General features: G+C 69.8%; 13 protein-coding genes and 3 pseudogenes. 7 read left to right on the plus strand and 9 right to left on the minus strand.

All coding sequences use genetic code 11. The features are described from left to right. Positions 1-76: 76 nt before the first annotated feature. The 6 genes and pseudogenes from AC07FN_RS41165 to AC07FN_RS41190 all read right to left on the minus strand — a co-directional run bounded on the left by AC07FN_RS41165 (position 77) and on the right by AC07FN_RS41190 (position 5,373). Positions 77-1,618: an aldehyde dehydrogenase family protein gene (locus AC07FN_RS41165; RefSeq protein WP_478400555.1), complete on the minus strand. Its 1,542-nt coding sequence runs from the start codon at positions 1,616-1,618 to the stop codon at positions 77-79. Continuing rightward, complete coding sequence (locus AC07FN_RS41170) at positions 1,615-2,502, minus strand: NAD(P)-dependent oxidoreductase (RefSeq protein ID WP_478400556.1); 888 nt, start codon at positions 2,500-2,502, stop codon at positions 1,615-1,617. Before AC07FN_RS41170 ends, AC07FN_RS41165 begins: the two co-directional genes overlap by 4 nt. A 36-nt stretch (positions 2,503-2,538) precedes the next feature. Next, positions 2,539-3,417: a MurR/RpiR family transcriptional regulator gene (locus tag AC07FN_RS41175; RefSeq protein WP_478400557.1), complete on the minus strand. Its 879-nt coding sequence runs from the start codon at positions 3,415-3,417 to the stop codon at positions 2,539-2,541. Positions 3,418-3,800: 383 nt separating this feature from the next. Next, positions 3,801-4,402, minus strand: a pseudogene (locus tag AC07FN_RS41180) (MFS transporter). Further along, positions 4,320-4,742: pseudogene (locus tag AC07FN_RS41185) on the minus strand (MFS transporter); the annotation flags it as partial. The pseudogenes AC07FN_RS41185 and AC07FN_RS41180, both read right to left, overlap by 83 nt. Positions 4,743-5,094: 352 nt before the next feature. Next, positions 5,095-5,373 (minus strand): helix-turn-helix domain-containing protein, encoded by a 279-nt coding sequence (locus AC07FN_RS41190; RefSeq protein ID WP_478400558.1) that lies wholly within the window; start codon positions 5,371-5,373, stop codon positions 5,095-5,097. A gap of 258 nt (positions 5,374-5,631) precedes the next feature. Between AC07FN_RS41190 and AC07FN_RS41195 the strand changes: the two genes are divergently transcribed. Both AC07FN_RS41195 and AC07FN_RS41200 read left to right on the plus strand, forming a co-directional pair. Then, positions 5,632-6,912 (plus strand): ArgE/DapE family deacylase, encoded by a 1,281-nt coding sequence (locus tag AC07FN_RS41195; protein WP_478400559.1) that lies wholly within the window; start codon positions 5,632-5,634, stop codon positions 6,910-6,912. Between the two features lie 68 nt (positions 6,913-6,980). After that, a complete protein-coding gene (locus tag AC07FN_RS41200; RefSeq protein WP_478400560.1) occupies positions 6,981-8,249 on the plus strand; it encodes a PucR family transcriptional regulator in 1,269 nt (422 codons plus the stop codon). Between the two features lie 66 nt (positions 8,250-8,315). Here the strand turns inward: AC07FN_RS41200 and AC07FN_RS41205 are convergent, their stop codons facing one another. Then, complete coding sequence (locus AC07FN_RS41205) at positions 8,316-9,650, minus strand: MFS transporter (protein WP_478400561.1); 1,335 nt, start codon at positions 9,648-9,650, stop codon at positions 8,316-8,318. A gap of 245 nt (positions 9,651-9,895) precedes the next feature. On the opposite strand from AC07FN_RS41205, the gene AC07FN_RS41210 reads away from it, so the two are divergent. The 5 genes from AC07FN_RS41210 to AC07FN_RS41230 all read left to right on the plus strand — a co-directional run bounded on the left by AC07FN_RS41210 (position 9,896) and on the right by AC07FN_RS41230 (position 15,436). After that, positions 9,896-11,524 (plus strand): thiamine pyrophosphate-dependent enzyme, encoded by a 1,629-nt coding sequence (locus tag AC07FN_RS41210; RefSeq protein WP_478400562.1) that lies wholly within the window; start codon positions 9,896-9,898, stop codon positions 11,522-11,524. 124 nt (positions 11,525-11,648) lie between these two features. Beyond that, the gene (locus AC07FN_RS41215; protein ID WP_478400563.1) at positions 11,649-12,998 is read left to right on the plus strand and encodes an MFS transporter; all 1,350 of its coding nucleotides are present in this window, start codon (positions 11,649-11,651) and stop codon (positions 12,996-12,998) included. Beyond that, positions 12,995-13,387 carry a RidA family protein gene (locus tag AC07FN_RS41220; RefSeq protein ID WP_478400564.1) on the plus strand — a complete coding sequence of 131 codons (393 nt, stop codon included), beginning with the start codon at positions 12,995-12,997 and terminating at the stop codon, positions 13,385-13,387. The genes AC07FN_RS41215 and AC07FN_RS41220 overlap by 4 nt, the downstream gene beginning before the upstream one ends. Then, positions 13,380-14,012, plus strand: a complete 633-nt coding sequence (locus tag AC07FN_RS41225) for an RraA family protein (protein ID WP_478400565.1) — start codon at positions 13,380-13,382, stop codon at positions 14,010-14,012. Before AC07FN_RS41220 ends, AC07FN_RS41225 begins: the two co-directional genes overlap by 8 nt. 44 nt (positions 14,013-14,056) lie before the next feature. After that, positions 14,057-15,436, plus strand: a complete 1,380-nt coding sequence (locus AC07FN_RS41230) for an NAD-dependent succinate-semialdehyde dehydrogenase (RefSeq protein WP_478400566.1) — start codon at positions 14,057-14,059, stop codon at positions 15,434-15,436. A gap of 239 nt (positions 15,437-15,675) precedes the next feature. On the opposite strand, the pseudogene AC07FN_RS41235 reads toward AC07FN_RS41230, so the two are convergent. Beyond that, positions 15,676-16,158, minus strand: a pseudogene (locus AC07FN_RS41235) (aminotransferase class III-fold pyridoxal phosphate-dependent enzyme); the annotation flags it as partial. A 1,028-nt stretch (positions 16,159-17,186) separates the two neighbouring features. Continuing rightward, positions 17,187-18,455: an alkylhydroperoxidase domain protein gene (locus tag AC07FN_RS41240; RefSeq protein WP_478400567.1), complete on the minus strand. Its 1,269-nt coding sequence runs from the start codon at positions 18,453-18,455 to the stop codon at positions 17,187-17,189. Positions 18,456-18,565: the final 110 nt, after the last annotated feature.

Below are 18,565 nucleotides of genomic sequence, written 5' to 3' on the forward strand. Positions count from 1 at the left end.
GCTTCCTGCGAGGGGTTCCGGAGGTGAGCCGCCGCTATGAACCGCTGTTTCTGCTGGGTCGGTCCCATCTCGCCTCCTAGTAGCTCAGCGACGGGAACGGTGCGCCGGCGGCGCGGGTGGGCACCCAGACGGCCTTGGTCTGGGTGTACTCGTCGAGCACGCCCGGGCCCGAGGAGCGGCCGTGGCCGGAATCGCCGAAGCCGCCGAAGGGGACGGCGACGTGGATCGTCTTGTAGGAGTTGATCCAGAAGGTGCCGACCTTGACGGAGCGTGCCACGTGGTGGGCGCGGGACACGTCGCCGGTCCACACCGCGCCCGCCAGGCCGAAGTTCGTGCCGTTGGCCCGGTCGATCGCTTCCGCATCGGTGTCGAAGGCGTCGGCGCCGACCACCGGACCGAACACCTCGCTGGTCTCCAACCGGTTGGCCGGTGTGACCCCGTCGAGCAGGGTGGGCGCGACCCAGTGACCGGCTGCCAGCGCGGAGCCGGTCAACGCTGCGGGCAGCTCCGCGCCGGTGACCCGGCGGCCGCCGTCCTGCAGCCCTGCCTCGATGAGGGAGGTCACGGTGGCGAACTGCGGCGCGGTGATGATCGGGCCGACCTCCGTGTCGGGGTCGAGCGGATCGCCGAGGCGCAGTCGCGCCGCCCGCGCCGCAACGCGTTCGACGAACTCGGCGTGGACGCTGCGCTGCACCAGCAGCCGGGAGCCGGCCACGCAGGACTGCCCGGCGCCGGAGAACACGGCCGCGATGGCGCCGTCGGCCGCGCGGTCCAGGTCCGCGTCGGCGAAGACGATGTTGGCGCTTTTGCCGCCGAGTTCGAGGACGGTCGGGATGCCTGCCTGGGCCGCTGAGACCGCCACCCGGCGTCCGGTGGCGACCGAGCCGATGAACGAGACCTTCCCGACGCGCGGGTCGCTGGTGAGGGCGGCGCCGACGGTGCCCCCGAGGCCGATGGCGACGTTAAAGACGCCTTCCGGCAGACCGGCCTGGTGCGCCAGCTGCGCCAGCCGGAGCGTGGACGCCGGGGTGAACTCGCTGGGTTTGACGACGACGGCGTTGCCGGCGGCCAGCGGGGCCGCCGAGTTCCAGCCGGCCGTGAACAGCGGCGCGTTCCACGGGGTGATGGCCACGACGACGCCCCACGGGACGCGTTCGGTGTAGGTGTGCCAGTTGCCGGGGACGGGGATGGTCCGGCCCATCAGCTTGTCGGCCCATCCCGCGTAGTAGCCGAACATCTCGGCGACCTTGGCCGCCTCGCCCCGGGTGTCCCGGAGTGGTTTTCCGGTGGTGGCGGACTCCAGCACGGCCAGCTCCTCGGCGTGCTCCAAGATCGTGCGTGAGACCTCCCGCAGGATCCGGGCCCGTTCGAAGGCGTCCGTCGCGGCCCACTTCGCGGCCCCGCGGACCGCGCTGGTCAGGACGGCGTCGGCACCTTCCCGACCGGGATCGTTGAAGTCGGCGTAGTCCTCGCCGGTGGCGGCGGAGGTGAGGGTGATGCGATCGCCGCCGCCGGTGGCGATGGCGCCGTCGACGAAGGCTCCGAGGCCCCGCGGGAAGGCGGCGTCCAAGGCCTGGCGCGCGGTGGCGGCCGAAGAAGTGGTCGGGGCGGTGCTCATGCTTCTGGAGGTCCTTCACGGGTGAGGGAGGGGGCGACGGTTCGCGCGATCTCGGTGAAGTCCGCGCTCGGGCCGACGCGGGCGAGGGCGTCCTGCCAGCGCTGGCTCGCGGCGGCCAGCAGGCCCGGCTGCTCGCCGCGCTGGCCGGCGATCTCGATGGCCAGGGCGGCGTCCCGGGCCATCAGCCCGAGGGAGAAGCCCGAGTCGTGGGTGCCGGACAACACCCAGTTCGGGTACATCGCGGCGGAGACCTTGCTGCCACCGGAGGCGCCGCTGATTCCCGCTGCGGCGACGGCGGGATCCACGCCGTAGGCCTTCGCGACGGCAAGGGCCTCGCCGACGGACACCAGGTTGGCCGCGGCCAGGACGTTGTTGAGCAGCTTGACGACGTTGCCGGAGCCGGGGCCGCCGAGGTGCTGGTACTGGCCGCCGGTCAGCGCCTCCAGCACGGGCCGGGCCGCGTCGAGGGCTTCCGCCGTGGCCCCGACGAAGGCGGTCAACCGGCCGGTCGAGGCCCCGTCGCGCCCGCCCGAGACGGGTGCGTCGACGAAGGCCGTGCCACGTTCGGCGGCGAGGGCGGCGAGCTCGGCGCTGGTGGCCGGCTCCGACGTCGTCGTGTCGACGATCGCGATCGTGCCCGCGCTCTCCAGCAGCCGGGGGACCGTCGCCTCGACCACCCGGGCGGAGGGCAGCGACAGGACGACGTAGGGCGTTCCGGCCAGTGACCCGACATCGTCCACGGTGCTGATGCCGGCGGTTTCCGCAGCTGAACGTGCGTCGGGGGAGGGGTCGAATCCGGACACCTGCCAGCCCGCCTGGTGCAGAGCGGAGGCCATGGCACCGCCCATCGACCCCAGGCCGACGACGGCGATTTGCTTGTTCATCAGAGCTCCGTTTCGCGGAGGACGTTCCGATTCGTCCTAGTCGAGGTAGATGTCCAGGTCCTTCCACAGCTGCTGGGTGCGGCGGATCGCGGCGCGGCTGCGCTCCGGTTGGGCCGCTTGCATCCCGGCGAGCAGCCCGTAGACGACCGAGGTCGCCGCGGTGACGGACTGGAAGAAGGAGATGCCTTCCGACGGCACGATCAGCAGGTGGTCGGCCACGGTCGTGGCCAGCCGGCCTCGGCGCATGTCGGTGATCGCGATGATCGTCGCGCCGGCGGCGCGGGCCGCCTCGGTGGTGGCGATGAGCTGCTTCATGGACCGCCACATGTTGATGACCACCAGGACGTCGCCCGGTCCAAGGCTGTTGATGGCGGTGGCCAGGTGCACCCCGGCCCGGTTCTCCAGGGAGATCGGGTAGCCCATGGTGGAACCCAGGTGGGCCATGACGCTGGCCGGCCCGGCGAAGGAGCCGACGCCGACCACGAGGATCGACTTCGCCGCGGCCAGCGCCGCGATGGCGGCCTCCGCGTCGGCGGCGGTGTTGGTGTCCAGCGTCTGACGCAGGTTGTCGATGTCGTGCGTCAGGGCGTCGTGCAGCGGGCTGCGGTGCTCACCGTGCTCGACGAGCGTGTCCTCGGAGGAGATCAGCACCAGGTAGCGGGCGCGCAGCTCGCGCTGCAGGTCCGGCCAGCCCCGGTAGCCCAGCGTCTGGGCGGCGCGGACCACGGTGGAGTTGTTGACGTCGGCCCGCTGCGCGATCTCGGCGATGTCCGCGTAGGACGCCAGTTGCGGGTTGCGGGCGATCACGTCGACCACCCGTGACTGCGCCTTGGAAAGCGGCACGTCGGGCAAGACGTCACTCAGCCACTGGGCGTCGGCGTTGCCGAAGATCTCGTCGTGCTGTGCTGTGGACACGAACCCTGCTCCCGGGTGCGAGGCGGAGCGCGCTGCAAGCGCGGTTGCGACAATGTACATCGCAATTCTGGTTGCAGGAAGGTCCTGCCTCGCCGAACCGGCCGGCAGCTATCGGCGACGTCTTGCCGTTGGAGTCATCGCCGCGGACGAGTGCGCCTCGTGCGGCGCTGTCGAGGAGGTAGCCGAGCACGCCGATGACCAGGATCACGGCCGAACCGACTTGTGGAACCCCACAGGGTGCGGTCAAGGCGGGGGCGATGATGACGAGGTCGGTGTTCAGCTGTTTGGTCTCGGTGATGGCGGTGTGGAGCGCGGCTCGACCTTCCGGGTGGTCCGGGACGGCGACTACGACGGACATGGGGCCGGTCTTCCCGAGGTGATGATCACGGGTCTCGGGCGCGGATCTCGTCTTCGAATTCCTCGAGGGTCTTGCCGCGGGTCTCGGGGACCTGGGTGGCGACGAAGACGATGTCCAGCACGCCGATTCCGGCGAAGACGAAGAACGTCGGGGCGATGCCCAGCGCGGCAACTGTCGGGGGAAGCCGAAGGTGACACCGGCGTTGGCCATCCACAGCATGAAGACGCACACGCCCATGGCGAAGCTGCGGATCTTGAGCGGGAAGATCTCGGAGAGCATGAGCCAGACCAGCGGCCCGAGGGTGCCCTGCATCGAGAACACGAACGCCACGACGAAGACCAGGATGATGTACGGCTTGGCTGCGGTGTCGGGCAGGAACATCGCAGACGCGCCGACCAGGACGTGGAACGTGGTGATCAGTGCGAAGCCGCCGATCAGCATGGTTCGGCGGTCGATCTTGTTGATCAGCAGGATGCCGATGCTGACGCCGATCACGCTGAACAAGCCGTTGGCGGTGTTGGATGATCGCGCCGTTGCTGGAGAAACCGGCGGTCTGCAGCAGCTGGGTCCCGTAGTACATGATCGAGTTGATGCCGGTGAGTTGTTGGAAGACGCCGAGGACGGCACCGATGATCACCAGCCGCCGGATCCACGGGACCGCGAGGTCGAACCAGCCCCTGGTCTGCGATTGCTGTTCTTCCTCCGCCAGTGCGCGGACCTCGGCCATCTCGGCCTCTGCGCGCTGCGGGGACCGAACCTCCTTGAGCACCGCCAGCGCATCGGCGTCGCGTCCCTGGGAGGCGAGCCAGCGTGGGCTTTCCGGCAGGCGCAGCATGCCGATGAGCAGTGCGATCGCGGGGAGTACGGCCATCACCAGCATGTAGCGCCACACCGACGCGTGCTCACCCCAGACGTTGATGATCAACGCGTTGACAAGGAAGGCCGCGAACTGGCCTGACACGATCATCTAAATTACAAACCACACGAGCGGATCGTTGAAGCTACGATCTCACCTCGTGTGGTTAGCGCACGTGTCTGAGGGGGAGTTGCACACTATTCACCCGCCTTCTGCTTCCCGAAATCGGCTGAGGCAGAGGCGTTTTTTGCTGTCCCGCCTGTCCCGCAGGTTATCCACCTGGGACACGCCTTAACGGGACAGGCGGATTTGCTTTGTGAACTGCGAAAAGGTCGACTGGTGCAGGGTCGGGACAAGTGCTACGGGTGTCCCGACGTATGCCCGAACGGCCCCCATGGCGTGTCTGGCGGGTGCTCGGTGTCGGGACACGGTTACCTGTCCCGCTACAGCTATGCGGGGAACGTCAATGCCTGTCGCGACACCTCTCCAGCTTCCTCGGGCGAGGCCGCCCGCGACGTGCATCCGCACGCTGTTGAGCCTCGATCGGAAAGTACCCATGCGGCCCAGAATTGCGTCTGATCTCACGCGAGACCACCGAATGATCCCGGTTAAGCAATCGCGCGATCTGACGAACCCCGTAGCGCCGCTCCAAAAACCGGCAGATCCGATCATGCTCCCACCCCGAAACCCTCAGTCCTCGCACCGAAAACCATCCCTCGGACAAGATCGACAAGTGGTGCACTGAACACTAGTCACCAAGCCTGCGAGGGGACCAGTGCTGGCGGATGACCACCACGGCGCCACGCGGGCCGGATGCAGCGGAAGTGACAGATGGGCCGTCCCGGGGTCGGGATTGTGGATCTGCACACCGGTGTGGTGGCAAGGCTGTGTGGCCTTCTCTTGTTACGGACCTGTCGCGGCGTGACCGTGGACACCGTTCGCGCAGCTCGTCGCCAGACCGCGCGCGACTTGGTCCCGAACGAGACGGAGGATGATCCGCATGCTCGACCCCGAGATCGCCGAGCGCATCACCGCGGCGGTGAACGAGCGCTTCGACGAGCAGCTCGCCTGGACCGCTGAGCTGGTCCGCCGCCCGAGCCTGCGGACCGGTGAGGCCGATGCGCAGGACCTGATCCAGGGCGCGCTGTCCGAGGCGGGTCTGGAGATCGACCGCTGGGCCATCGACTCGCCGGAGTTGCGGGCGCACGAGGGGTACGGCCCGACGACGGTCGACCCGGCCGCGCTGGAGAACGTCGTCGGCACCTGGAACCCGCAGGTCGAACGGGGTCGGTCGCTGATTCTCAATGGGCACGTCGACGTCGTCCCGACCGGACCGGATGAGTACTGGAGCCGGTCCCCGTGGGACGCGAGCGTCGTCGACGGCTGGATGTACGGCCGGGGAAGCGCCGACATGAAGGCCGGCATCGGCGCGAACGTGTTCGCGCTCGGCGCGCTCACCGCCGCCGGGCTGCGGCCGACCGGGCGGATCCACGTCCAGTCGGTCGTCGAGGAGGAGTGCACCGGGAACGGCTCGCTGGCCGCGCTGCTGCGCGGCTACACGGCCGACGCCTGCGTGATTCCCGAGCCGGAGGACGACAAACTTGTCCGGGCCAACGTCGGCGTGCTGTGGTTCGACGTGACGGTCCGCGGCGTCCCGAGCCACCTGCGGGTGATGAGCAGCGGGCAGAACGCCATCGACGCTGCCTATGCGGTGATGAACGACCTGCGCGGGCTCGAGGCCGAGTGGAACCGGCGCAAGGACGAGCACCGGTACTTCTCCGGTACCGAGCACCCGATCAATTTCAACTTCGGCGTGATCAGCGGCGGAGACTGGCCCTCCAGCGTCCCGGCGCAGTGCACGTTCACCGTCCGTGCGGCGCTCTACCCGGGGATCCCGGCCGCTGACGCGTGGGCGGAGATCCAGGAGACCCTGGCCAAGTCGGCCGCGGCGATCGACCTGCCGGACGCTGTCGTCACCACCCTGTCCGGCTTCTTCGCCCAGGGCTACGTGCTGGAGGAGGGATCCGACGCCGAGACCGTGCTGGCCCGCTCACACGAGCGGGTGTTCGGCAGCGAACTGGAGTCGTTCACCACTCCCGGCTACCTGGACGGCCGTGTGTTCACCCTCTATGGGAACATGCCGTGCCTGGTGTACGGCCCGGTCTCGGAGGCGATCCACGGCATCGACGAGCGGGTGGATGTCGAGTCGGTCCGGCGGATCACGACCGCCATCGCGCTGTTCGTCGCCGAGTGGTGTGGTGTGGAGCCGATCGAGGACTGAAACACCCGCATGGCGCCCGCATGGTCCGACCCCGACGGAGGCCCCTGCCGTCCGCGTAATATGTGCACATGCACAGCACTGAGGGCCGGGGCGACGAGAGCCCGGTCGCCGGGGCGTTTTCGGACGCACGCTGGGAGGCACTGGTCACCCGGCTGCGTGGGGATTGCGACGCTTTGTCCCAGGCGTTCCTGGACCGCGTTCGTCTAGTGCCGCCGTACGCGCGCGGTCTCGTTCCGACCGAGCGGATGGAGGAGGACGCGACCCGCACGTTCGATTATCTGCTGCGCCGGATCAGCGGCACCCCGGTGCCGGCCCGGCTGGCCGGGATCGGGACCGAGATCGGCCAGGACCGGGCGCACCGCGGTGTCCCGCTCAACGACCTGCTCACCGCGGTCCGGCTGAACTTTCGGATCGTCTGGGACGCCCTGCGCGACCAAGCAGGCCCTGCCGACGGGCCGCTGCTGGTCGAGCGGGTCGACCGGGTGTGGGCGGCGGTGGAGGAGCACGCGCTGCAGGTCCAGGTCGCCTACCAGGACGAAGGCGCACTGATCGCCCGGGAACGCCAGGGCGAGCGGTCGATGCTGGTCGCGGCGTTGCTCGGGCAGGTCGACGGGCCTGACGATGCGCTCCCGGACCCCAGCCCGGACGATGTCGCCCGAGTGACACGGGCGCTCGCCGTCGACGTCGACGACGAATTGCTGGTGGTGGTCGCCCCGGCCTTCGCCGGAGCGAAGTTGCGCCGGGTCGCGGATGCCCTTGCCGCGCAGGGGCGCCCGGTCCACGTCCAGGCACTGGCCCGGCATGCGGTGCTGCTGGCCCAGTGGACGGGGGCGCCACCGGAGGACGGGCCTGCCGGGATCCGCGCGCTGCGCTCCGGTCTCGGTGGGCTGCTGGACGCGGTGCCGTGCGTGCTCGGACCGCCGTCGCACGGGGTGTCGAACGTCCCGGCGAGCGCGCGGACCGCGCTACGGGCGGTGGATGCGCTACCGGACCTGACGGGGCCGGTCGATCCGTACGACGCCTGGCTCCCGGTCGCTGCGGCCGCGCTCTCCAGGACTAGGGGGATCGGGCAGGAGTTGGTGGCCTCGGTGCTCGGTGGCCTGCTCTCGCTGCAGTCCGCCGAGCGTGAGCGCCTGCTGGAGACTCTCCGGGCATGGGCCCGTACCGGATCGATCACCGACGTGGCGCAGGAGCTCTGGTGTCACCGCAACACCGTGCTCAACCGGCTGCGCCGCGTCACCGAGCTCACCGGCCGCGACATGACCGTCCCGGACCAGGCGACGGTGGTCCTGCTCGCGCTCGCCTGCTCGGCAGTGCCGTCTTCGGGCTGCCACTGACCGTTTCGCGGACGGGCAAAGGGGCCGGGGACGGCCTCGCCCGTCCTCGGCCCCTCGCACGGCGGCTCACCTCGTGGCAGTCTGCTCCGCAGTCGTCACCTTGTCCCGGCCTGCGAACAGCCGCGGTGCGGCGAGCCCGCACCCGCAGGTGACCAGGGAGATCCCGACCAGCAACAGGGTCGGCAGCACCGAGCTGCCGCCGCCCAGCGCGAGCAGCGCAGTCGCCGCCAGCGGCACGAAACCACTGGCGACGCCGGCGATGTTCGCCGAGAGAGCGACCCCGCTGTAGCGGAGATGCGGCGGGAACAACTCGGTGAGCAGCGCACCCGAGACGGCATACGGGATCGAGAGTAGTGCGGTCACCAGGGTCACGCCCGTGACGACTGCGACTGCCGCGGTGGTGTCGATCAGCAAGAAAGCGGGGAACGCCACCAATGCCGAGCCGATCGCTCCGGTGACGGTGACCCGGGCGGGGCCGTAGTGCTCGGCCAGCCGGCCGCCCAGGATCAGGACGAGGATCTCCACCGCGGCGGCGACCAGCGTCGCGGTGAGCAGCAGCCAGCGCGGCATGCCGAGCGTGGTGGTGCCGTAGCTGATCACGAACGTCGTGATCAGGTAAAAGCCGCCGACGCCGAGCAGCGCGGTGCCGGCGCCGACGAGCATCTGCGGCCACGCGGTGGCGAAGACCTCACGGACCGGGGACGAGGCGCGCTCGTCCTCTTCGAGGAGCTTCTCGAAGAGCGGGGACTCCTCGACGCGGCGGCGAAGCCACACCGCGATACCGAGCAGCGGGAATGCGGCGAGGAACGGCAGCCGCCAGCCCCACGAGTCGAACGACCCCGGCGGCAGCGTCGACACCGCCAGAAACGCGCCGGAGGACAGCAGGGTGCCGACCGGGGAACCGATCTGCGGCATCGCGGCGTAGCGGCCGCGGCGTTCTGGCGGGGCGTGCTCGACGGCGAGAGTGACCGCCCCGCCCCACTCGCCGCCGACGGCGACACCCTGCAGCAGCCGGAACAGCGTCAGCAGGATCGGCGCGGCAACGCCGATCGCGGTGTAGTCCGGCAGCAGGCCGATCAGCGCGGTGACCATCCCGATCATCGTCACGGTGATGATCAGACACCGCTTGCGCCCGACCCGGTCACCGAGATGACCGAAGACGACCGCGCCGAGCGGGCGGGCGGCGAAACCGACCGCGAACGACGCGAACGCCGCCAGGGTGGCGACCAGTGCGTTGTCGGTGGCGAAATAGAGCCGATTGAACACCAACGAAGTGGCGGTGCCGTATAGGAAGAAGTCGTACCACTCCAGCGCGGTGCCCACGAACGCTCCGAAGGCCACCTTCCTGGCTTCGGCGTCCGTCACCGTCGCGGCCCCGGCAGGGCCGGATCTCTCGCTCATCGATACTCCTCGGGCCGGGGGTAGTGATGCAGTGCGCACAGCATTCAGACGAGATCGGTGTCATGTAACTGCACAGTGCACCGACTTGACCCGGTTGCGGTAGGCATCTGCACAAGCCGTGACACCGGCGCCATGTGTTGGAAATCTGCACAACGATGGCGCCGGTTTACGTGGCGTACGCCGCTTCTCCACCTCCCCGACGGCTGCTGTGCTGTGGGCCTGCCACATCCACAGGGGAGGAAGTCGTGTCGAACCCGCAGAGCGGCCCTTGCAGCGCCGGGCACTTGGTCGTCCGCCAGCTCGAGCGTTCGGGAGTCGAGCGCGTCTACTGCGTACCGGGGGAGAGTTACCTCGACGTTCTCGACGGCCTGTACGACTCGCCGATCGACACGGTGGTCTGCCGGCACGAGGGCGGGGCCGGCTTCATGGCCGTGGCCGAGGGACGGCTCACCGGCCGGCCCGGCGTGGCGATGGTGACCCGCGGGCCGGGTGCGGCCAACGCCGCGATCGCCGTGCACACCGCCTGGCAGGACGCGACGCCGCTGGTGCTGTTCGTCGGCCTGATCCCGGCTGACCAGCGCTACCGCGAGTCCTTCCAGGAGTTCGACCCGAACGCCTGGTTCGGCAGCACCGCCAAACGGGTGCTGGTGCTCGACGACCCGGCGTCGGCGGCTGGGATCGTCGCCGAGGCGATGCAGGTCGCGGCGTCCGGGCGGCCGGGACCGGTCGTCGTCGGGCTGCCGGAGACGACGCTGACCGAACCGACCGACGGGGTCACCCTCCCGCCGCGGGCTCCGGCCCGGCCGGTGCCGTCGCCCGCCGACCTCGACACGGTCGCCGCGTTACTGCGGGAGGCGAGCGCGCCGGTCGTCGTCGCCGGGGGAGAGGGCTGGACCGAGCAGTCGGCCCGGGACCTCGCCGAGTGGGCCGAGGCCGCCGCGCTGCCGGTGCTCACCGACTTCCGCGCCTACGACGCGATCGATCACGACAGCCCTTGTTACGCCGGCTCGCTCGGATATGGCCGTTCCCCGTCGGCGGCAGCGGTGATGCGCGACAGCGACTTGCAGATCTGGTTGGGCTGTCCGCGCAGCGACGTTCCCACCGACTCGTACGCTCTCGGCGTGGACGTGGCGTCGGTGTACGTCGGGCCGGACCCGATGGCGCACGGGCATCACGGCCGGCTGGACGCGACCGTGCTCGCGACCCCGGCAGCGTTCGTGGCCGCCGCCCGGGCCGCGCTCGTCCGCCCGGATGCCGATCCGGCGCCGATGCGCGCGGCGCACGAGGCGCACCGCAGTTGGTCGCGGCCCGCACCGGACGGCGACCGCGGCGTCGATCTCGGGGTCGCGTTCGGGATGCTGCGCCGCGCGCTGGAAACCGACCCGGTCGTCACCTTCGGTGCGGGCAATCACGCGATCTGGCCACAGCGTTATCTGCCCGCGCACCGGCCCGGCTCCCTGCTCGCGCCGCGCAACGGTGCGATGGGCTTCGGTATCCCCGCCGCTGTGGCGGCCGCGCTGGTCCAGCCCGGTCGGCGGGTCCTGTCGGTCGCCGGTGACGGTTGCTTCCTGATGAACGGCCAGGAGCTCGCCGCCGCGGTCGAGCGGCGGCTGCCGGTACTGGTGCTGATCGTCGACAACGGTTGCTACGCGACGATCCGGGCGCACCAGGAGGCCCACTACCCGGGCCGCCCGAGCGGTACCGGACTGTCCAATCCGGACTTCGCCGCGCTGGCCCGGGCCTACGGGGCGTTCGGAGCCACCGTCACCGACAGCTCCGAGTTCGAGGTGGCACTGCAGAAGGCGCTCGACACACCCGGGCCGGCCGTGCTGCACCTGCTCACCGACCCCGGGACGCGGGGTCCGGCAGCCTGACCGCCAGCGGTGTGCAGATGCCCAGAATCGGTCGACGTCTCTTGTGTGCCCGGCAATTGTGCAGTTCAAGGCGCCGAACCAGAGTGAGCGAACCATTTCACAGGGCTGACCCACGGAGGTTCTCATGACTCGGTCGGCAACAGAGGAATCGACCGGCGACGCGCCCGAGGGCGGTCGTCTCGACCGGACGAAGATGCGGCGGATCGCCACCGCCAGCGTGATCGGGACCACGGTGGAGTGGTACGACCTCTTCGTCTTCGGCACAGCGTCCGCGCTGGTGTTCAACAAGGTCTTCTTCCCGGATCTGCCGCCCGCGATCGGGACCGTGCTGGCGTTCCTCACGTTCGCCGCGGCCTACCTCGCGCGAATCGTCGGCGCCGTCCTGTTCGGGCACTTCGGCGACCGTGCCGGGCGGAAGTCGATGCTGCTCGTCTCGCTGATCACGATGGGGGTCGCGACGCTGGGCATCGGCCTGATCCCGGGCTTCGCGACGATCGGTCTCGCCGCCCCGTTCCTGCTGCTGGCCCTGCGCATCGTGCAGGGACTCGCGCTCGGCGGCGAGTGGGGCGGCGCGGTCCTGATGACCGTCGAGCACGCCCCGGAACGGCGGCGCGGGTGGTTCGGCTCGCTGGTGCAGGTCGGCGTACCCGCCGGCACTCTGCTGGCCAACGGTGCCTTCCTGATCGTGACTGCGGCGGTGTCACCGGAGATGCTGCTCGCCTGGGGGTGGCGGGTGCCGTTCCTCGCCTCGATCCTGCTGGTCGCGGTCGGCATCTACATCCGGCTCAACATCGAGGAGACACCCAGCTTCCAGCAGGTGCGCCTCCGGGGCGCCGAAGCGAAGCTGCCCTTCGCGGTCTTGATGCGGCACAGCTGGAAGCAGGTCGTTCTCGGCGGGATCGCGACCCTGTCCACCGGATCGACCTTCACCCTGATGGTCGCCACGGGCGTCAGCTACGGGACCGCCGAACTCGGCCACTCCAAGGACTTCATGCTGTGGGTGGTCCTGCTCTCCTGCCTGGTCGCGCTGGTGGGGCTCCCGTTGTTCGGCCGGCTGTCCGACCGCGTCGGGCGGCGCCCGGTGATCGCGGCCGGCATCGCGGGCGAGGTCGTGCTCGGCTTCCCCTTCTTCTGGCTGCTCGACACCGGCTCCTGGAGCGCGACGCTGCTCGCCTACGCACTGATGATGCTCGCGTTCTCGGCCAACTACGGCCCGATCGCGACCTTCCTCGCCGAGCTGTTCGGGGCGAAGGTGCGCTACTCCGGCCTCTCGGTGTCCTACATGCTCTCCGGTCTCCTCGGCTCGGCGATCACCCCGGCGGTCACCGTGGTCCTGCTCGACCTGACCGGGCAGAGCTCGTCGATCGCCTGGTACATCGGTGCTGCCGCGCTCGCCTCGCTGGTCAGCGTCTTCCTGCTCGGCCGGGGAACTCGCGACCTCGATGGCGTCGATGTCGCGGCGGTGTCCCGGTGACCGCGATCCGGCGCCTGCGGACGGTCGATGGCGTGGCCGATCCGGTCGGGCCCTTCTCCCCGGCGGTCGTGGCGGGTGGGTTCGTCTTCACCTCCGGCCAGATCCCGGCCGGACCCGACGGCACCGTCCCCGGTAGCTTCGAGCCCCAGCTCGCCGCCACCTTGGAGAACCTCCGCCGGGTCCTCGAAGGCGTCGGCAGTGGGCTCGACCGGGTCGTCAAGGTCAACGGCTACCTGACCGACCCCGGGCACCTGGACACTTACAACCGGGTGTACCGGGAGTGGTTCGGCGAGGCGCTCCCGGCCCGTACCACCGTCGGCGTCACGTTGTGGGGCGTCGCGCTGGAGCTGGACTGCATCGCCGTCGCGGGGGAGCACGGCGATGGCTGACCCATTCGCCACCGAGCGCACCGCCGAACTGCTGGCCGCGCTCGCGGCGGTGGAGTTCCCGACCCTGGGGCACTTCCTGGAGGACGGGTTCTGCGACCCGGGCCTGCGGTCGCTGGTGCCCGGCCGACGGATGCTCGGCGTCGCGTTCACGGCGCGGTTGGCCGTTCCCGACGCCGTCGCGGTCAACCACGCACTGCTCGCCATGCCAGCAGGTGCGGTGCTCGTCATCGAAGTCGTCGGGGGTCGGCACGCGCCTATCGGGACGGTCACCCGCGCGGTCGCCGAGTGCCGCGACGCTGCGGGCATCGTCGTTGAGGGGCCGGTGACCGACGCACTCACCATCGCGGACTCTGCGCTGCCGGTCTTCGCACGCGGGTTCACCTCTCTGACCACCAAGCGGCTGGGCAGCGGCACCGACGGCGTCGGCGCGCCAGTCAAGGTGGGCGGAGTGCCGATCTCCTGCGGGGACCTCGTGCTAGGCGACGACAACGGTGTGCTCGTCGTCCGCCCCAGCGAGTTCGCCCCGTCGGTAGTGACTCGCGCCGCGGAGTCCGACCGGGCCGAGCCTGCGCTGCTCGACTGGATCCGGTCCGGCGACGACCTCGCCGGACTGTTGGCCCTCTGACACCACCGACGCCGTCCGATCACGACAGAGGAGCGACACCACCCATGACCGAACCCGGTTACGCCGTGACCGACCCGGCCACCAACACCGTCGTCGCGCGGTACCCCGTCGCCACCGAAGAGCAGGTCGCCGCAGGCGTCCTCGCCGCCGCCACCGAATTCGCGGCCTGGCGCCGGGTCCCGATCGAGGAGCGGGCGGCGCGGCTGCGCACCGTCGCCGGGCTCTTCCGCGGCGACCGCGAGCGGCTGGCGGCCATCGCGACCCGCGAGATGGGCAAGCCGACCGCGGAGATGCTCGGTGAGATCGACCTGGTGGCCGACATCTTCGACTTCTACGCCGACCACGGGCCCACGTTCGCCGCGGACCGGCCGCTCTCGGTCGGGCGCGGCGACGCGTTCGTGCGCTCCGAGCCGATCGGCGTCCTGCTCGGGATCATGCCCTGGAACTACCCCTACTACCAGGTGGCGCGGTTCGCTGCGCCGAATCTGGTGCTGGGCAACACGATCCTGCTCAAGCACGCACCATCATGCCCGGAGTCTGCGGCCGCGATCGAGGATCTCGTGCACCGTGCGGGCGTGCCGTCGGGTGCTTACGTGAATCTCTACGCCACCAACGAGCAAGTCGCCGATGTGATCGCCGACCCGGCGGTGCAGGGCGTCTCGCTGACCGGCTCTGAGCGGGCCGGCCGTGCGGTCGGCGAGCTCACCGGCCGTGCGATGAAGAAACTCGTTCTGGAGCTCGGCGGCTCCGACCCGTTCATCGTCCTCGACGACGCCGACGTCCCGGCCGCCGCGGCTGCGGCAGTCGCGGGCCGGATGGGTAACGCAGGCCAGGCCTGCACGGCGGCCAAGCGTCTGATCGTGCACGCCGACGTCTACGACGAGTTCATCGAGCGGTTCGTCGAGGGCGTGCGGGGCCTCGTGCTAGGGGATCCGCGCGACGAGCACGTCACCGTCGGCCCGCTCTCCTCGGAGGCTGCCGCCGTCCGGGTGACCGAGCAGCTCGAGGACGCCCTCGAGCGCGGCGCCAAGGCGCTCGTCGGCGGCCGACGGGCCGACCTGCCGGGGGCGTTCGTAGAACCCACCGTCCTAGTCGACGTCCCGGCCGACGCCCGCGCCCACCGTGAGGAGGTCTTCGGCCCGGTCGCTGTCGTGCACCGCGTCGGCTCCGTCGACGAGGCCGTCGAGGCAGCGAACGATACGATCTACGGCCTCGGCAGCACGATCTTCGGCGCCGACCGGGACCGGGTACTCGCCGTCGCCGATCGGCTCGACGTCGGCATGGTCTCGATCAACGGGGCCGCGCAGACCCGTCCCGACCTGCCGTTCGGCGGGGTGAAGGCGTCCGGGATCGGGCGCGAGCTGGGTGAGTACGGAATGGGTGAGTTCGTGAACCGCAAGGTGATCCGTACCGCCGGCGACTGAACCCCGCGACGGCGACCTTGGCGAGGAGCGCCGGGACGCGCTGCCGGGGCCCGGGAGCTCCTGGACCCCGGCAGCGAGCTTGGACCGTTCTGTTCGTTCTCGCTGATCGTGGCGGACGCGTCGCTTGGACGGTGTTGGCCGGACGTGTCCGTCTGGCTGCTTTGTGCGAACAGCGTCCGCACACTCCGGCGCATCGCCGCCCAGTCGATCGCGATCCTGGTCGTATTCGGCGCCGGGTCGTCGGTGCGCCCGTGGTAGGCGTGATCCACGACCGCGACACCGGTCCGACCGGTCGCGTAGCGCGCGATCTTGACCGCGTTCTCGACGGCCTCGGAGCCGGTGTTGAACAGCGCGGTGCGCTTTTCGTGGTCGCCTGGAGTGATTGCGGCGAGCTCCTCGGCGAGGCGCACGTAACCCTCGTACGGGGTGATCATCGCGCAGGTATGGGTGAACCGGGCCAGTTGGTCGGCGGCCTCGGCGACCACTTTCGGAGCGGAGTTGCCGACTGTGGTGACGGCGATGCCCGAGCCGAGGTCGACGAAGTAGTTGCCGTCGACGTCGACCAGGACGCCGCCGTCGGCTGCCGCCGTGTACAACGGCAGCGCTGAGGACACCCCGGCGGAGATGGTGGCCGCGCGGCGCCCGGCCAGCTCGCGCGAGCGCGGTCCGGGGATCTCGGTGCGCAGCTCGCGCCGTTGCGGGAGGACGGGACCGCCGATCAGCTCGGGGGGACGGATGCGGTCATGTGCGTGGCTCCTTCACGGCGGTGAGGTGTGGAACGACTCCGACGTTAGGAGGCCCGGCGTCCCGTGTTGAATGTGCAGATCGGATAGTTGCGTGATCGCTGGTGTACAAAAACTGACATAGTGCTGACCACGCCGATGTCATTGCGATCCCGGAACTTTCCCTGCGCACGGTGGTCGAACCGGCCATGTCGCGGCCGCTGCGGTGAGCCGCAGCTCGGCATTGGCAGCGGCCCGTGCATCAACCGGATCTACATCGGCCGCGACGGTCTGTGCCTGCACAACCCGGCCACCAGCCGCGAGCAGTTGATCCCGCACACCGCGCCGGCGGCGGCGCACCGCAACCAGGTCGTCGTGGTCGGTGGCGGTCCGGCCGGGTTGGAAGCGGCTCGGGTCTGCGTTGAAAGCGGGCACTCACGGTACGCCGCGCCGACCCGAACACGCAGGACCGGGCTCGTGAATTCGCGGACCAGCTCGACGCCGAGACCCTCGCCGAACTCGACCGCATCTGGCCCGGCCCCGACGAAGCCCCGCAGTCCTACGCCTGGTAATCGAAGCGTCAGGCGGAGCCCTGGGATGACCGATCAGGCCGGCAGCATCGGTCGAACGGAGCGAGACCGCACCGTGGAACGGCCAGCGCTTGGAGCCCGGCATCGGTAATCGACGGTGGGAGCGGAGGTGGGAGAATTTCGGGAGGAACGCGGTGTCCTGAAGTGCGTTGTACTGCGCTGGGCGGCACTGAGCGGCACCGGGTTTTCCCAGTTTTCTCTGGTCGCCTGGGGATCAAGGGGGTGTGTGTTCGAATCCCGCCATCCCGACGGAGCGAAAAGCCCGTTGATCAGCACGCAAGTTCAGGTCAACGGGCTTTCTCACGTGCTGGCGTGGATCTTCGGTGATCGCCGCGGAGGGATCGTTCCCAGGTTTCAAACCCGCGCAGATCGAAAGTTCGTCACCCCGGCTGCGCGCCCCGCAGCCAGTCCGCCGCTCGGGAAGATCCAGACGGCCGATCAGAGCACGATATTCGTGCCGTCTGAGCGTTGCAGGTCGAGTCGATACCCGGCGGGCGAGCCGACGACTGTGTCGGCGGCCGTACCCGAGGCCAGGCCTAGTGCGGCGACTGCGCGGCGGGTGGGCTCGGGATCGGGTTGGATTCCCTGCAGGGACAGCAACTCGAGCGCCGGGATGTCCGCTAGGCCGGGGTGTGCGGTGCGTCCCCAGTCGATCAGGAATGGTACGTCCGGTCGAGCTCCGTCACCGCGCGCCAGCCGCCACTCAAGGAGGTCGCCGTCCGGAGTGCGTCGGGAGAGATCGGTCACGTCACCGGGGTCGTGGCCGTTTCCCCTGGCCTGGGCGACGATTGCGTCGATGTCGTCGGGGTGGATCGCGTAGGTGACGATCCGTGGCCGGTCGAGGGCGGCGATGCCGAAGGTGTCCGGTATCAGCTCGGAGTCAGGGTTTGGACCGATCAGCTCGATGTACTGCGGACCCCGGACGCCGCTGATGGTGAGGGCGACCAGCGCGTTCGACGTTCCCCTCGGGTGGACACCGCCGGGAGCGGTGGTGACTCCGGTACGTTCGGTGAACCAGTCCACCAGTTCGGCCAGGTCGGGCCCGGCGATCACCACGTGATCGAGAAGTCGCGGGATGCTCATCGGGAGTCTCCTTTCTTCAGCGCGCGGAACCTCGGGCTCGCCGAGCGAGAGCATCAGTCGATTGGCCCAGTTGAAGAAGGCCGCGCTGTTGATCACGTCGACGATCTCGGCGTCATCGAACCCGGCGGATCGGAGGCGCTCGATCTCGGCGGCGCCGAACGCTGACGGCGTCCGGGCAAGCGCGGCCGCTGCTGCCGCGACGGCGTTCCACCGTTCGTCGCCGAGGTCGGCGTCGGTTCCTTCGTCGAGCAGTCGCTGGACGTCATCGGTCCGGCCGGACTCACGGGTCGCGGCGGCGGCGTGCACGGAGGCGCAGAAGACACAGCCGTTTTGCCGGGAGGTCGTCGTCGCGGCGAGTTCGCGTTCGGCGCGTCCGATCCCGCCGGTGGTGTTGAAGAAGATGTCGAGGTCGGTCAGGGTTCGCGCCCGAAGCGCGTCGGGGTCGCGGGCCAGCAGACGGAAGTACGGGTTCTTCGCGCGGCTTGGTTCGATGAGCGCGTCGCGCTGATCGTCGCTGAGCTCTGCTTCTTCGACCGGTGCCAGCCATGGCACCCAGCCGAGCCTGTGCTGGGTGAAGCGGTCCGGCCGACGCAAATCCGGGTATTTGGTGACAGGCGCGCTCATTGCGGATCTCCTCCGTTCAGGACTCTGTTGCTCAATTTCGATCAGGCGGCCAGTTCGAGATTGAGGGCAGTGAGGTGGGAAGTTCTGGTGTTTCCCAGGGGTGTGCCGGT

The sequence above is a fragment of the Saccharopolyspora sp. NPDC045941 genome (assembly GCF_056431445.1).

Excerpts from the sequence above, each read along its gene's own strand:
- AC07FN_RS41240 (WP_478400567.1), bottom strand. The coding sequence starts at position 18,455 with ATGAGCGCGCCTGTCACCAAATACCCGGATTTGCGTCGGCCGGACCGC.
- AC07FN_RS41200 (WP_478400560.1), top strand. The coding sequence starts at position 6,981 with ATGCACAGCACTGAGGGCCGGGGCGACGAGAGCCCGGTCGCCGGGGCG.
- AC07FN_RS41215 (WP_478400563.1), top strand. The coding sequence starts at position 11,649 with ATGACTCGGTCGGCAACAGAGGAATCGACCGGCGACGCGCCCGAGGGC.
- AC07FN_RS41195 (WP_478400559.1), top strand. The coding sequence starts at position 5,632 with ATGCTCGACCCCGAGATCGCCGAGCGCATCACCGCGGCGGTGAACGAG.
- AC07FN_RS41205 (WP_478400561.1), bottom strand. The coding sequence starts at position 9,650 with ATGAGCGAGAGATCCGGCCCTGCCGGGGCCGCGACGGTGACGGACGCC.
- AC07FN_RS41165 (WP_478400555.1), bottom strand. The coding sequence starts at position 1,618 with ATGAGCACCGCCCCGACCACTTCTTCGGCCGCCACCGCGCGCCAGGCC.
- AC07FN_RS41170 (WP_478400556.1), bottom strand. The coding sequence starts at position 2,502 with ATGAACAAGCAAATCGCCGTCGTCGGCCTGGGGTCGATGGGCGGTGCC.
- AC07FN_RS41225 (WP_478400565.1), top strand. The coding sequence starts at position 13,380 with ATGGCTGACCCATTCGCCACCGAGCGCACCGCCGAACTGCTGGCCGCG.
- AC07FN_RS41230 (WP_478400566.1), top strand. The coding sequence starts at position 14,057 with ATGACCGAACCCGGTTACGCCGTGACCGACCCGGCCACCAACACCGTC.